The organism is Virgibacillus sp. L01 (genome assembly GCF_052246775.1).
In the GTDB taxonomy this organism is placed as follows: Bacteria; Bacillota; Bacilli; order Bacillales; family Amphibacillaceae; genus Lentibacillus.
In genome coordinates this window covers 609,507-623,142 of the sequence record NZ_JBQQCP010000001.1, presented here as the reverse complement: position 1 = coordinate 623,142, position 13,636 = coordinate 609,507, and the positions used below count along the sequence as shown (strand labels likewise).

At 31.5% G+C, this 13,636-nt stretch carries 11 protein-coding genes and 2 pseudogenes; 10 read left to right on the top strand and 3 right to left on the bottom strand.

All coding sequences use genetic code 11. From position 1 onward, the window contains the following. Positions 1-101: 101 nt before the first annotated feature. The 8 genes from ACTWQM_RS02805 (at position 102) to ACTWQM_RS02770 (ending at position 10,137) form a co-directional block, all read left to right on the top strand. Positions 102-881 (top strand): glycosyltransferase family A protein, encoded by a 780-nt coding sequence (locus ACTWQM_RS02805; RefSeq protein ID WP_443256640.1) that lies wholly within the window; start codon positions 102-104, stop codon positions 879-881. Positions 882-957: 76 nt separating this feature from the next. Continuing rightward, entirely contained in the window at positions 958-2,265 is a 1,308-nt protein-coding gene (locus tag ACTWQM_RS02800; RefSeq protein ID WP_443256639.1) for an O-antigen ligase family protein, read from the top strand. 147 nt (positions 2,266-2,412) lie between these two features. Further along, positions 2,413-3,516 (top strand): glycosyltransferase, encoded by a 1,104-nt coding sequence (locus ACTWQM_RS02795; protein ID WP_443256638.1) that lies wholly within the window; start codon positions 2,413-2,415, stop codon positions 3,514-3,516. A gap of 396 nt (positions 3,517-3,912) precedes the next feature. Beyond that, positions 3,913-5,091 (top strand): glycosyltransferase, encoded by a 1,179-nt coding sequence (locus ACTWQM_RS02790; RefSeq protein WP_443256637.1) that lies wholly within the window; start codon positions 3,913-3,915, stop codon positions 5,089-5,091. Between the two features lie 464 nt (positions 5,092-5,555). Then, complete coding sequence (locus ACTWQM_RS02785; RefSeq protein WP_443256636.1) at positions 5,556-6,398, top strand: sulfotransferase domain-containing protein; 843 nt, start codon at positions 5,556-5,558, stop codon at positions 6,396-6,398. Between the two features lie 643 nt (positions 6,399-7,041). Next, the gene (locus tag ACTWQM_RS02780; RefSeq protein WP_443256635.1) at positions 7,042-8,550 is read left to right on the top strand and encodes a flippase; all 1,509 of its coding nucleotides are present in this window, start codon (positions 7,042-7,044) and stop codon (positions 8,548-8,550) included. Positions 8,551-8,593: 43 nt separating this feature from the next. After that, positions 8,594-9,571, top strand: coding sequence for a sulfotransferase family protein (locus ACTWQM_RS02775; protein ID WP_443256634.1), 978 nt, complete (start codon positions 8,594-8,596; stop codon positions 9,569-9,571). A 272-nt stretch (positions 9,572-9,843) separates the two neighbouring features. Then, positions 9,844-10,137, top strand: coding sequence for a hypothetical protein (locus ACTWQM_RS02770; protein ID WP_443256633.1), 294 nt, complete (start codon positions 9,844-9,846; stop codon positions 10,135-10,137). Between the two features lie 111 nt (positions 10,138-10,248). Here the strand turns inward: ACTWQM_RS02770 and istB are convergent. Further along, positions 10,249-10,881 (bottom strand): annotated as a pseudogene (gene istB, locus ACTWQM_RS02765) (IS21-like element helper ATPase IstB); the annotation flags it as partial. Between the two features lie 171 nt (positions 10,882-11,052). Here istB and ACTWQM_RS02760 point away from each other — a divergent pair. Continuing rightward, a pseudogene (locus ACTWQM_RS02760) lies at positions 11,053-11,145 on the top strand (helix-turn-helix domain-containing protein); the annotation flags it as partial. Between the two features lie 145 nt (positions 11,146-11,290). Here the strand turns inward: ACTWQM_RS02760 and ACTWQM_RS02755 are convergent. Both ACTWQM_RS02755 and ACTWQM_RS02750 read right to left on the bottom strand, forming a co-directional pair. Then, complete coding sequence (locus ACTWQM_RS02755) at positions 11,291-11,785, bottom strand: hypothetical protein (protein ID WP_443257096.1); 495 nt, start codon at positions 11,783-11,785, stop codon at positions 11,291-11,293. A gap of 51 nt (positions 11,786-11,836) precedes the next feature. After that, a complete protein-coding gene (locus tag ACTWQM_RS02750) occupies positions 11,837-12,046 on the bottom strand; it encodes a hypothetical protein (protein WP_443256632.1) in 210 nt (69 codons plus the stop codon). Positions 12,047-12,554: 508 nt separating this feature from the next. Between ACTWQM_RS02750 and ACTWQM_RS02745 the strand changes: the two genes are divergently transcribed. Continuing rightward, entirely contained in the window at positions 12,555-13,589 is a 1,035-nt protein-coding gene (locus tag ACTWQM_RS02745) for a restriction endonuclease (protein ID WP_443256631.1), read from the top strand. Positions 13,590-13,636: the final 47 nt, after the last annotated feature.

Genomic DNA, 13,636 nt, shown 5'->3' with positions numbered 1-13,636 from the left:
AAAGTTATAAAACTTAAAATCAATCTCAATTTTAATTTCATGATACTTTTTAACAATTGTATTTAAAACATTTCACTCTAAACTCTATAAGGGGACATTCAATGAAACTTCAGGTATTAGTATCAACCATGCATCAAACTGATCATAACCTCCTTGAAAAAATAAATATAAAATCAGATGCGATAGTTATAAACCAGTGTGATAGAAACGAAGTAGAGGAATTTAACCATAACGGAAATGACATAAAGTTTATGTCGCTTGCTGAACGGGGGGTTGGTATAAGTCGAAATAGTGCGCTGATGCGAGCTACTGCTGATATATGCTTGTTTGCAGATGACGATGTAACTTATGTCGATAACTACCCGAAATTGATTCTCGAAGCCTTTCAACAGCAGCCAGATGCCGACATGATAGTATTTAATGTTCCGAGTACAAATCATGATAGACCTTTCAAGCGAATTAAACAAAAAGGACGTGTGAGATGGTTTAATTCGCTTAAATACGGAACCATTAGGATGGCTATAAAAACCGAATCAATAAAAAAAGAAAACATCTATTTTTCATTGTTATTTGGTGGAGGAGCTAAATACGGATCTGGCGAGGATAGCTTATTTATTTTCGACGCTATTAAAAGTGGGTTGAAGGTTTATGCAGATCCTGCAGTGATTGGGAAAGTTAGTCAAGAGGAATCGACATGGTTTAAAGGTTATACGGATAAATATTTCTTTGATAAAGGTGCTCTCTATGCGTGTTTATCTAAAAGTTGGTCTAAACTTTTGGCTTTGCAATTTGTTATAAGACATAAAGAGATGTTTAGGAATGAAAAGCATTGGTTAGATGCGTATAAATTAATGGTTAAAGGGATGAAAGAAATGGAATAAATATTTGCCTTGTTAGGATAAGAAATTCAAGTGGTAGGTGAGTAAAATTAAATTTGAAACAACGTTTTTTAATAGAATGTCAATTTATATATTATTTATAGTAGCGCCTTTTGCTGTTTCAGGGTGGTTTCAAAATTTAATGCCGGTTATTCCAACAACAGTTGTGTTTATGGTTGTGACATTCTTATACTTCGCCCTTTATTTCCTAAAAGTGAAGAAATTGACAATCACAGTATTTGAGAAAAATACTATATTATTGTTTGTTATACCAATTCTGTTATCTTTTCTTGGCGTTTTTGTAGCATTATTTTTTGAAAACAACTCAGATTATTCTCAGTACGTTTCAGGTGATTTTACAGGAAGAATGTTTCTAATTATTTTAAATGTTACTATATTACTTGGGCTATTATCAATATCTACAAATTGGTCAGAGAGAGAAATTATTAATTTAATTAAGAAGTATTACTACGGATTACTAATATTTATTATAATCGGAGTTTGGCAATTCTTTCACTTTAATATAGGGGTCCCGTTTTTGAATATTGAGACACGGAACTATATTCATAGTGTACAAGGGGGGGGCTCTTTTTTAGAGAATCGTCTTACATCACTTGCAAACGAACCAAGTTTCTTAGCCCCTTTAGCGATTGACTTTATGATCATTGCATTCATCGTCAGTAAGCGCCCAGTTAAAATGATGTTACTTGGTTTATTTGTATTAATTTTCTCGTACTCTGGTGGGGGGTATTTGAATTTAATCATTATTGCCCCAATTTTTTTATTAGGATTTTTGAAATATAAGGGTTATAAATTAAAAAGAAAACATTATGCAATATTAGCGATGATGTTTTTAGTAATAACAATTATATCTATATACTATTCTGGACAGTTAGTAAGGCTATTTCATCCTGTGCTTGGAAGGCTAGATACAATCTTTGATATAGAAGAGAGTGCTAGAATGTTTATGTTTGTGATGCCTTTTATTTGGGTCATGAGCAATAGCTTTTTAAATGCCCTTGTAGGGTATGGTCCAAGCTCATATAATTATTTACAACTTACAGAATATTTGCCGAGTGGGATGCCTGTTCATGCAACTTCAAATAATTTTTTTGCAGATACAGTTTATGAGTTAGGTTACTTTGGTTTTGTATGCTATGTATTAATCTTTTGTAGGTTTATGATAAAATCATTTAAGAATCTCTATAATAATAAATATTATCTCATATCATTAGTTCTTTCTGTGCACCTAGTTGCGAGTTCTATCTATAGGGCTGACTTCATGCAACCTAGATTTTGGATAATTCTATTTATTATCATGATGCTATTTAGAGCTGGAGAAAGAAGTAGAACGTTAACTTCTAAATCAATATCAAAAATAAGGTAGTTTTAAAGAAAATTATTAAATTAACGGTGAACTTTTATTTACTGAAAAGATAAGTGGCAGTTGAAGTTTCCCTGTAATCGAAGTTGAATGCTCACTGAAAAGGTACTTGAGTTTGATTAATAAAGTGAAATAGGTGTTTATATGGAAATGAAGAAGAAAGTTGCATTTTTCATCCCTTCACTAAATTTCGGAGGGATTGAGGCTAATACTATTAGATTAGCTACGGCTTTTTCTAAGAATGGTTATGATGTAGATTTAATAGTTGGAAGAGCCCAAGGAGGTTATATCGATAGAATTCCTTCTAATATTAATATTATAGACTTTAAACGTGATAAAGTTTATAAGACGATTCCACAATTAAATAAATATATGAGGTCAGCTAAGCCTGATGCAGTTATATCAGGGGGGGAAGCACCTAATATAACTTTAATAATAGCAAAAATGTTAACTCTAAAAGTGAATACTAAAATTATTGTAAGTATTAGAACTCACTTGACAACGGAGTTAAGACGTACAAGAATTTTTAATAAAAAAGTACTGAAATACCTTGGAAAGATTTTGTATCACTTCGCAGACGAAGTTGTTGCAGTATCTAAAGGAGTTGCGGAAGATGCATCCTTGATTTTTGGGTTGGATAAAGAAAAAGTGAAGGTCATATACAACCCTATTGTAGATGGTGGTATAGCACATAATTCCAATAAACAGCTGTCCCATCCCTGGTTGAATGATAAAAAAGTTCCAGTGTTGTTAGGGGCTGGGAGACTTGTTCCTCAAAAAAATTTTGCTTTGCTAGTAAAAGCCTTTTCCATTGTATGCAGATTAGTTGATGTTAAGCTAGTTATTGTTGGCGAAGGTCCAGAAAAGGATAATTTAGAGAGGGCAATATCAGATTTAGAACTGAATGGACAAGTAGACCTTGTTGGATATCAGCCTAATCCATATGTATATATGAAAAGATCGGATGTATTTGTACTCAGTTCGGATTGGGAAGGTTTTGGAAATGTGATTGTTGAGGCAATGGCCTGTGGATTGAAGATTGTCTCTACTAATTGCCCAAGCGGTCCTTCTGAAATATTAGATCATGGTAACTACGGTTACTTAGTCGATACAAATAACCCTGAATTATTAGCCGATGCAATACTGCAAGCACTAGAAGAAAGTTTTAATTCTGAGGTGAATATTTCTAGAGCAAATCACTTTTCTGTGAAAAATGCAATGACACAATATAAGCATTTAATTGAAAAGGTTTAATATTCATTCCTATATTCCACAAAAAACTGGTGCTCCAGATATTTTATATCCTTCTTACTTAGAGGTGGATTTATTAAACAAGGAAAAAAAGAGGCTTAGAAGTCTGTCTTGAGTCATTAAAAAGTATAAATTTTTTTAATAAAGTAATACCATATTAAATAAACAAGTAATATTACATCCTTTTGTAAAAAAGATTATTTTTGCTTGCCATGTGCATTGGACTTATGGTGAAAAGCGGTAGTTAGTAGGTATTTTCCTGATGAACTAAATTTTAAATTATAATCAATAGAATGTAATTCTTAAAATACCTTTAAGATTTTATTTTAATTTAATATTTGATGACTAAATTGATTTATAAATAAATTTATTATTATATTAACTTGAATAGGTGATTATATGAATGTTTTTTATATAACAAACATGAATGTTGATGGCAGCAAAGGTGGTTTGTTTAATGCAGTGTATGAACGTATGAAGTTGCATAACAAAAAACTTAACAAGGCATTTGTTACTAATTGTAATGGTAGTTACAGTAAATTAATAAAACTGATAGGGAATACGATTTTTGGTAAAAATGAAAACAAAAATATTGGTTTTGATAAACTTGAGTATAGAGGTGTTGAAATACACAACCTGAATTTAGTACTTAATCTATTTAGCTATTTTAAACGGTTTATTTTAAAACAAGGTGTAGAAGAACAGTTAGCTCAGCGCTACATATCCCGATTTGATAAACAACTGAGGAATTCAGATGCCATTCATGCACATAACGGATGGCCAAATGGTTATATATCATATAAATTAAGTCAAAAGTACTCAATCCCTTATTTTATTACATTTCATGGCAGCGATATTAATTACTTGAGAGACAAAAATAAAAAAAAAATGATTACAGCAATGGAGAATGCAAATAGATGTTTTTTTGTTAGTGAAGGATTATATGCCAATGCCTTAATGATTGGTTACTCTGGACATAATAAAGGCATTACGTACAATGGTGTTGATTTAGGTTTATTTAGGATTATAGACGAGAGTAAAACTTCTGAAAAAAAAATTGTTGGATATGTTGGCTCACTTGAGGAAAAAAAAGGAGCTGACTATTTAATTGATATATTTAAAGAGGTTAATTCAAAAAAAAATAACGTTGAATTCTTAATCTTTGGCGATGGAAGCTTATCACAATATCTACGAAATGAATTTAAGACAAGGGGTTCGGATATGGTTGTTAAATTTATTGGAGAGATTGATCCAGAACAAGTTCCAATATGGATGAACCAGCTTGATGTATTAGTTGTTCCAAGTAGAAATGAAGGTTTGGGTATGGTTGCTCTCGAAGCTAATGCCTGTGGCGTCCCTGTAGTTGGATCTAATGTTGGGGGACTTCCTGAGGCAATTGGAGATACCAAAAATATTATAAATATGTCTAATGATTTCACGCATAATATGGCTAATAGGGTTGTTAAAATTCTGGAAGGAGACAGATTAACTAAAGAGCAGTATAGAGAACGTGTTAAAGTAAAGTTTAATTGGGATCATATAACTAATTTTGAAATTGAAACATATAAAGATGGTTAGCCTCCAAAAAGGGTAAAACCCCTATTGTCATCCGAATAAAACTGATAGCAATTCCACTACTTTAGTGTGACATATTTATTACTGATGCCATAAAGAAGAATCCCTGACATACTGTTACTTATTTTGGGTAAGAAAAATGGCGTTTACTTAAGTGTGTTAATAATACATCTTATCTTTTTGGCGAGGTACAATAAAAATAATTGGTACATTAATAGGAAGATAATACCTCACAAAAAAATAAATTATGTCTATATTAGAACATAAAAGGAAGAAAGTACTTTATATCTAAATTCAAAGTAATTCTGAAACCAACCAACCATCCATCCATCCAAGTCTAATAGAGTTTAAATGTGCAAACTCTGAAAGTGTGGAGAATGCAAAAATATGTCATATGGCACATAATTATATATACACTTGTGATGTGATACCTAAAGTTATTTAAGAGGCATTAAAGGAGGAAAAAAATGGGCTTTCCACCAGAAGTATTTTTAATAGGTGCTCAAAAATCTGGTACAACAACATTAGCATCTTTATTAGATTCTCACCCAAACATATCCGTATCGCAACCAAAAGAAACACATTATTTTACTATAAACTACGATAAAGGTATAGATTGGTACAAAAATAGATTTGTTTCAAGTGAGAATATGCTAGTAGATGCTTCAACTAGTTATACTATGGCAAGATTTGAACACCAAGATAAAAACCCGGTTTATGAGAATATTCCTTTTAGAGTGTACTCATTAAACCCAAAAGCAAAGTTTATATATATATTAAGAAATCCAATAGACAGGGCTTACTCTGCCTATTGGCACAGTGTTAAAACTGATAGAACTAATGAAAGCTTTGGAAAATTAATTAGAAGTAATAGATCTCTTTATCTTGATACGAGCAATTATTCTGCCCAGCTTTCGCTTTGGCTAAAATTTTTTCCCTTAGATTCATTTTTATTTATAGATTTTAAAGATCTTAAAGTTGAGCCGAAAAAAACTATTGAAAAATGTTTTGAATTTATGGAAGTGGAATCTGATATTAACATAAATCCATACATACACAAAAACGGTTCATATATGGCAACAACGCTTGGCAAGAAAATTAATCGATTAAAAATTACTTACCCTTTTATTAATAATATTAATATCGGCAAGGTAATTCCAACAATTATTAAGCACAAATTATTGAAAAAGCCTGATAAAATAACAAAAATGGACGACAATGACCGTGAATATCTAATTAATTACTTTTATGAAAAGAATAAACGATTAGCTGAATTAACGGGTTTAAGATTTGAACATTGGGATCAATGAAGTTTTGGGAAGTTGGACCTTACCACGGAGCTAATAAATATGGGGACATATCGGTGTTACCTAGGAGGCGTGAATACTTCATCCAATAATTCATTGTTGTAGATAGAGCTTTCAGTACTTGTTACAAAGTGAATTACAGCATCTATTGAGTATAACTCATTATACACGCTTATAAATACAACTGTAATTATGTTGATAATTGTACTTTATGAACTGATTATTTTTACAGAATTCCAGATGTTAAAATAGCAATTTTTCAAGCTTTTTTTGTAGGAGCACAACTGCTACTTCGAAATGGTCAGATGATAATATTGATGCAAAAAATAGAAATATGTACTCCTTGTTGCACTTTTTTTGGCCAACACAAAGTAACTTAGGTTTTACTGTGCTTCACCAAGCTTTTTGTTTGAAAGACCTTTAGGAGTTCTGGATATTATTGTAGCAAAAGATAATGAATTGAAAAAACAGTGCTATTGTTTGATGTGAAAGTAATGTACTTATTTTTTGTGGAATTTCAGAAATGACGCAACAATTGCAAACTAAAGAAATTATTGTAGAGCTTATATTATAACGAAACGAGAAGTTAATTTTCATAAACAATTAAACATAATGACAAAAGTAGTTTTTTGAAAAGGTGAACTATATGGGGAAGGAATCGAAGGAATTAGAAAACGTAACAAAACAATCTGGAATTGTATTTCTAGGAAAGATAGTTGGACTTGTAATAGGTCTTTTATTTAATTTTATTGCGGCACGATACCTAGGTGCTGAAATATATGGTCAATTTACTTATATATTTACTTTTATAAGCTTCTTTCCATTATTAGTTCTTCTAGGATTACAACAAGGTTTAGTTTACTTTATACCAAAACTAAATGAAGAAAAAAAATATATAAAAAGAAATGAAATTATATCCATTAGTTACTTAATGGTTGCTGTGTTGAGTGTAGTTTTAATTATCATTATAAATATTAATAATGAATTCATCACGAAAAATATACTTAACAGTTCAAGTTCAAGTGAGGTATTAAAGGTAATGTCTCCTTTGATAATATTTTTAGCTTTTGCCCAATTATCACAAAGTGTATTTCGAGGGATAAAATACATAAATCCTTTTGTCATTAACCAAAATTTTATTGTTCCAACATTAAAACTTTTTATCTTAGTTTTTGCGATTGTATTACTTGGGAATCATATCAACACGATGACCATAGCTTTCTATCTCTCCATCATTATAGGGGCGTTATATTTATTATATTCTATTTATAAAAGAAATTTATTTGGAGGAATATCAAGGAATTCTATAAAGTATTATAAAAAAGTATTAATTTATTCCTTACCTTTATTCTTCACCGGTTCTTTAATTTTTATCAGTCAAAAGACAGATATATTTATGATAGGATATTTTCTTAGTGTTGAGCAAGTAGGGATTTATCGTATTGCTTTGCAAATAGGTACTATGAGTAGTTTTATACTAATAGCTTTTAATATGATATTTGCACCAACAATATCATCATTATTCCATAAAGGTGATATTTCTCAATTGGAGTCTATGTTTAAAACAATCACTAAATGGGTTGTAACTGTAAATCTGATGGCATTTAGCTTAATTCTAATTTTTAATAATGAAATAATGGAGATATTCGGTAATGAATTTGTACTAGGATCAACAGCATTAGTGCTAGTGGCAATAGGGCAAGTAGTAAATGCAGGCGTGGGATCTTCTGGCTATATATTAATAATGACTGGATATCCAAAGTATGAGATGTATAATAACATTCTAGTAGTATGTGTAAATATTTTATTAAATTTATTGTTGATCCCTTCTTACGGTATTGAAGGTGCAGCTTGTGCTTCATTAGTTTCCGTCGCATTAGCGAATATAATAAAATTAGTATTGGTCTATAAAATACATAGGATACATCCATATAACAACGACTTTATTAAAGTTATTGTCTCTATAGTAATAAGTACTCTACTAGTTCTTATAATTAGAAGTATTTTTGTGTTTTCCTATATTATTAATTTATCAATGTATTCAATAATGAATATTGGATTGTTCCTGATTATTATGTATTATCTAGGTATTAGTCCAGAGGATAAACTGATTTTTAATAAAGTGAAAAAGGTTATTAAAGGAAAAGTGAAATAAACTTAAAAAGCAAATGATATTTTGAATAAGGGAGAATAAATAAATGAATCAAGAACCAATCTTTGTATTAGGTGCCCACAAATCTGGCACTAGTCTGTTAAGAAATTTGTTTGATGGCCATAAGCAATTGTTTGTCATACCACTTGAAGCACATTTTTTTCAACATAACGGTATGTGGATTGATTATGGGATTAGGAGACAATACCCTAAGAAATTTAAAGAGAAAGAGATTATTGAAAACTATATAAACTGGGTTGGTTATGCGAATAAAAATGCTGACTTGTACGCAGATAGTAACACAAAAGGTTTCTGGAATATCCATGGTTTAAAAGAAGAATTACTTAATAGAAATGATTATGGCAATTTAAAATCGTCGATAGAAAATTACGTGGAGTCTATGTTCTATTCACTTTTTAATGAGAAATTAAGTAATGGGACAAGAATAGTGGAAAAGTCAGTTGAAAATGCAGAATTTGCGTCTACACTGAAAAAAATTTTTCCTAAAGCAAAATTCATTCATATTGTGCGAAATCCCTATTCAAATTTAGTTTCAATTAGGAAATTTAAAGCTAAGAAAGGTTATCCTAATCTAAAACAAATTATGCAGTCTTTATATAATAATTATTATTACTTAGAACGAAATAAAGTTCTATTAGATAATGATTATTTTATTGTGAAATATGAAGATTTAGTGAAAGAACCCATTAAGACGGTTGATACTATCAGACAGTTTACGGGATTGAATCATGATGATATTTTATACGAGCCTACTGTAAATGGCGATAATTGGAGCGGAAATAGTACAACTAATACAACTTTTCAAGGTGTATCAGATAAGTATTTAGATAAATGGAAAAATGAAATTGAACCAATAGAAATAAGAATGGTGAATCAGTTTTTTGCTTCAATTTTAGAAGAATATAATTACAAAAAAATAAAAGACCAAGGCATATTAAAGTTTTCAAAGAAAGAAAAATTTAAACAATATATTCTTAACAGGTTACTTTTGAAGTATTTGTAAGTTGAGAGCATATGTTGGATTTGATAATGTCCCAGAACATATTTTACATCTTAATAGATGCTGTTAGGCAATGGGAATTTTCGATTAGATCTGAGCAATAATTGGGTCAGTCCCAATGTCATCAAGCTTAAATACCATTAATTTACAATTAAGAAATCTGACAATCTATTCATAACGTGAAATTCTTCTTTTTGAATATCAATTAATAAATTAGGAAACAAGAATAATTGGGTGAGACCCATTGGCCTTGCACGTATGGATATAATTCCCAATTGTCTGTAGATGCATTAATGAAGATTTTTGTGGCTGCTCAATTAGATAAATGGGAATCTTATGAGGATATAGAGGAAAGGCTTGAGTTCTTGGTGTCACTTCCCGAAATTACTCGGATTTTGTCGAAAAATATGTTTATAATCAGCTGCCATACGCTATTAGGTTTGGTGGCTTGTTTTATCGTGTGTAAGAAAAATTTAAATGGGTGCAAAATTAGTTTTCTAAACGTTTTGGTAGCTCATTTTCTCCATTTGCATGAAGAAAACGCGATTTTCACCCCATTTCTAATATAGAAGAAGCATGGGGACGGTTCTTTTGCTTCCTTAGAAATTGTCCCTTCGGAAGTGTGAGGTGCGTCAAAGGCCCTTTGTAACCGTCAAGTTAAATTGAACACTTTTTGCTCATTAATTTTGAACAGTTTTGTTATTAAATATTGAGCTTCGGTGTTTTAATCTATAGCTGTCGCCTCCTAATTGAATTACTTCAGCTCGATGAATGATTCTATCTAATATTGCTGCGGTGATCGCTGGATCTCCTAACAATTCACCCCAATCACTAGGGCCTTTATTGGATGTTAGTATTATCGATGATTGATTGTATAAATCGTTTACCAGATGAAAGAAAAGATTCGCTTCTCGTTGGTCCATTGCCATAAACATAAGATCATCTATAATTACCAAGTTAGAGTTTCGAATCCTTTTTAGTCGTATCTGGGATTTACGCGTTATTTCTTCTGTCTTTAGTACATGGATTAGTTCTCCCATGGATATAAATGTAACTTTATATCCTTCATGAATTGCTTTTATTCCTAAGCCGATGGCTAGGTGGGTTTTGCCGACGCGAGTTGGCCCTAAAAGAATTAGATTGTAAAGTTGATCTAACCATGTTAAATCAGTTAGTTGGTTGAATTGTATTTTCTTTAAAGACGGTTGCTCGTGTAATGAAAATTCATCTAATGTCTTATAGGTAGGGAATGTAGCCCATTTCAAGCGTTTTTCAATTACCTTTTCTTCCCGCCTTTTCTGTTCATAAGACATTTGTGACTGATAAACTAAAGTATACAGTTTCCGCTAAATAAAAGTTTACACTTTGCCATATATAAACTGCTCGGCGCGAAAATGGGCATAAAATAAAAGAACCATCACTGCTATAATGATAGTTTGATAGACTACAACAGTGATGGAGGCAAAAAGGTGGATAAGTGGGAAATGTATATGGATATTAAACGATTATTAAAACAAGGATTTAGTAAGGTAAAGGTGGCTGAAAAACTTGGTATATCCAGGGTAACTGTATACCGTTACTTAAAACGTAATCCCCAGGATATGGTGGAATGGGTTACACAAACAAAGACTAGAAAGAAGAAGTTGGATGACTATCAAGAACTGATTCTATCCTGGTTACGTGAACACCCTGACCTGACAGCTTCCCAAGTATTTGATTGGCTTATGGAGAAGTATCAGGAGCTGCAAGTAGCTGTGAAGCCAGCTTATTCAAAGTATTGTTATAATAATCCTTTAACCAAATGTATTTTGAGAGAACTTTTGGATCTTGAGCGTAATCGTCAAGAGCTGTTTGAATTACTGACTTGGTAGTACTCAAAGCAGTGAAGTAATCATACCCGTAGTCAATCTCTTGCCATTGGGACATAAAATCAACGAAATACCGTCCATCTGCATCATGTTCAATAAGCCCAAGAACATATTCTAATTCTTCATTTGGTAAGTGATCCCCTTCTAAAACTGCCACTTCAATTGTCTTTTTATCTACAACAACTCGTGGATATATCGCATGTTTACTTTCTAACTCATAGGCCTCTACCATGGCTGGACCATAAACAATGTTGTCCACATGACAAAGCTCCCCACTGGTAATTCCACCACGCATTTGGATACCTTGTCCCATCATCTCCAATTGAAGATGAATTACGTCGAGTAGCAAGTAAAAACCTGCTGATGATAAAGAGACAGGATAAGAAACTACAATGGAATCTTAAAATACAGTAACTTCCCTACCAATTGACTTTTGAGAAAGAGTACCTTGGTCGTTATCCTGCTTGAGTTCAGAAATAAAGTTCAAAACATCCTTAATCTTCTTAAAGTGATTAGGATTCATAATTGTTTGATTAATGTGCTCCCTGAATCCAAGAATGTCAATAAAAGCTATTATCCTCTTTTCATATTGCTCTAATTCTACGGTCATTTCTAACCATCTCCCATCTTTTACTACTACAGGTCTTTTCGAGTATCATTCTAACACATCAAGCATGGGGACGGTTCTTTTGATTTCAAGTGAACCGTCCCTTTAGCTTTTTGATGGAACATTAATTGGTATCTGCTGGACATTTATAAAGGTAATGATTGCTTTGTGGTTTTGTTTATTTAAAGAAGAGTGCTGATTAATCCCCAAAAAAGAATCACCACCATGAGCCTCAGCAAGCGTTTAGGGACTATTAAGTATTAAGAGTGGTAATAGCAGGTATAAAGCTAATAAATTTAACGAAAAAGCGCTTAGAGGCTTCCCTGAATCACCCCTGAAGTTTATCTATATATTCAGAAACCCGTAGAATAAGTCTAACTTAAGTACGTTTATATTATCGTGCTGGTTTTATCCTAATAAATTTCCCTCTACCAGTAAGAGTTTTGATCTAACGCTCATAGAAAAATTTTATATTCTATTATAAAATGTATTAGAGTACACTTTTTGGAGCGTGAGGATAATTAAACTTATACACAAATTTAACAAAGAAATTGAAAAATCTGAAGTAGATACTTTTATTAAGAAAAAAAATAAGCTTGATGATATCTCTAAAATTGAATCAGAAATGGATAGGTTACTGGAAAAAGTTACTCCGACTTTTTTGTTAGCTCCCGGTGCTTTAGAAGCCTTTATATGTGTTGTTAAAGATAATAGCTTAAATAACTATCAAAGGACTGAGCTAGGTGATGAATTAGCTAGAACGTTGGTCGATTTCTACCAAAATAACTTTAAGATTTTTATGAAATTGCTAGAAAAAAAGGGGGTTAAGGTTAAAAGAAACAAATCAATAATATGCAAAGTTTTCATCGATAAAATTGATAAGAAAAACTATATTGATTGCCTAAATAAATATGGTGATCTAATTCCTGAAGGTGAACATATTAATATTTCTACTGCCTCGCATATGTACCTTAAATCAATTGGCGTAGAAAATATAGAATTTGCTTCTAATTTACACTTCTTATCTAAGCTATTTTTTGACAAACAGATTACAAGCTATAGGTGGAATCTAAAAAAGATAAGTAAAAAAATTGATGAAGTTATAGAAGAGTATAAATTGGAACAACAAATAACTAAACTCGAACAAAGATTAGAGAGTGAAGATATTTCTGGTGATAATAAACGTATTAGTCTAAGACATATTGACAATATGACTGGGATTGAATTTGAAAAATTCTTATCGGAGCTTTTTAATAGATTGGGCTATAAAATTGAGGAAACAAAAGTTTCAGGTGATCAGGGTGCTGACTTGTTGGTGTACAAAGATAATGAATGTATAGCAATTCAATCGAAATGTTATAGCTCTAAAGTAGGGAACAAAGCAGTTCAGGAGGTCGTATCTGGAGGGAATTATTATAAAGCTGAAAAGCACATGGTTGTAACAAATAATTATTTTACTAGAGCTGCCAATGATCTAGCCAAAAAAACAAATACAATCTTGTGGGACAGAGACTACTTAAGTAATTTAATCGACTTATTGTATTAAATCTAGGTCACAGTATGCCTTGCTTCATGAAAATATTGGGGTCAGCC

Excerpts from the sequence above, each read along its gene's own strand:
- ACTWQM_RS02805 (WP_443256640.1), top strand. The coding sequence starts at position 102 with ATGAAACTTCAGGTATTAGTATCAACCATGCATCAAACTGATCATAAC.
- ACTWQM_RS02800 (WP_443256639.1), top strand. The coding sequence starts at position 958 with ATGTCAATTTATATATTATTTATAGTAGCGCCTTTTGCTGTTTCAGGG.
- ACTWQM_RS02795 (WP_443256638.1), top strand. The coding sequence starts at position 2,413 with ATGAAGAAGAAAGTTGCATTTTTCATCCCTTCACTAAATTTCGGAGGG.
- ACTWQM_RS02790 (WP_443256637.1), top strand. The coding sequence starts at position 3,913 with ATGAATGTTTTTTATATAACAAACATGAATGTTGATGGCAGCAAAGGT.
- ACTWQM_RS02785 (WP_443256636.1), top strand. The coding sequence starts at position 5,556 with ATGGGCTTTCCACCAGAAGTATTTTTAATAGGTGCTCAAAAATCTGGT.
- ACTWQM_RS02780 (WP_443256635.1), top strand. The coding sequence starts at position 7,042 with ATGGGGAAGGAATCGAAGGAATTAGAAAACGTAACAAAACAATCTGGA.
- ACTWQM_RS02775 (WP_443256634.1), top strand. The coding sequence starts at position 8,594 with ATGAATCAAGAACCAATCTTTGTATTAGGTGCCCACAAATCTGGCACT.
- ACTWQM_RS02750 (WP_443256632.1), bottom strand. The coding sequence starts at position 12,046 with ATGACCGTAGAATTAGAGCAATATGAAAAGAGGATAATAGCTTTTATT.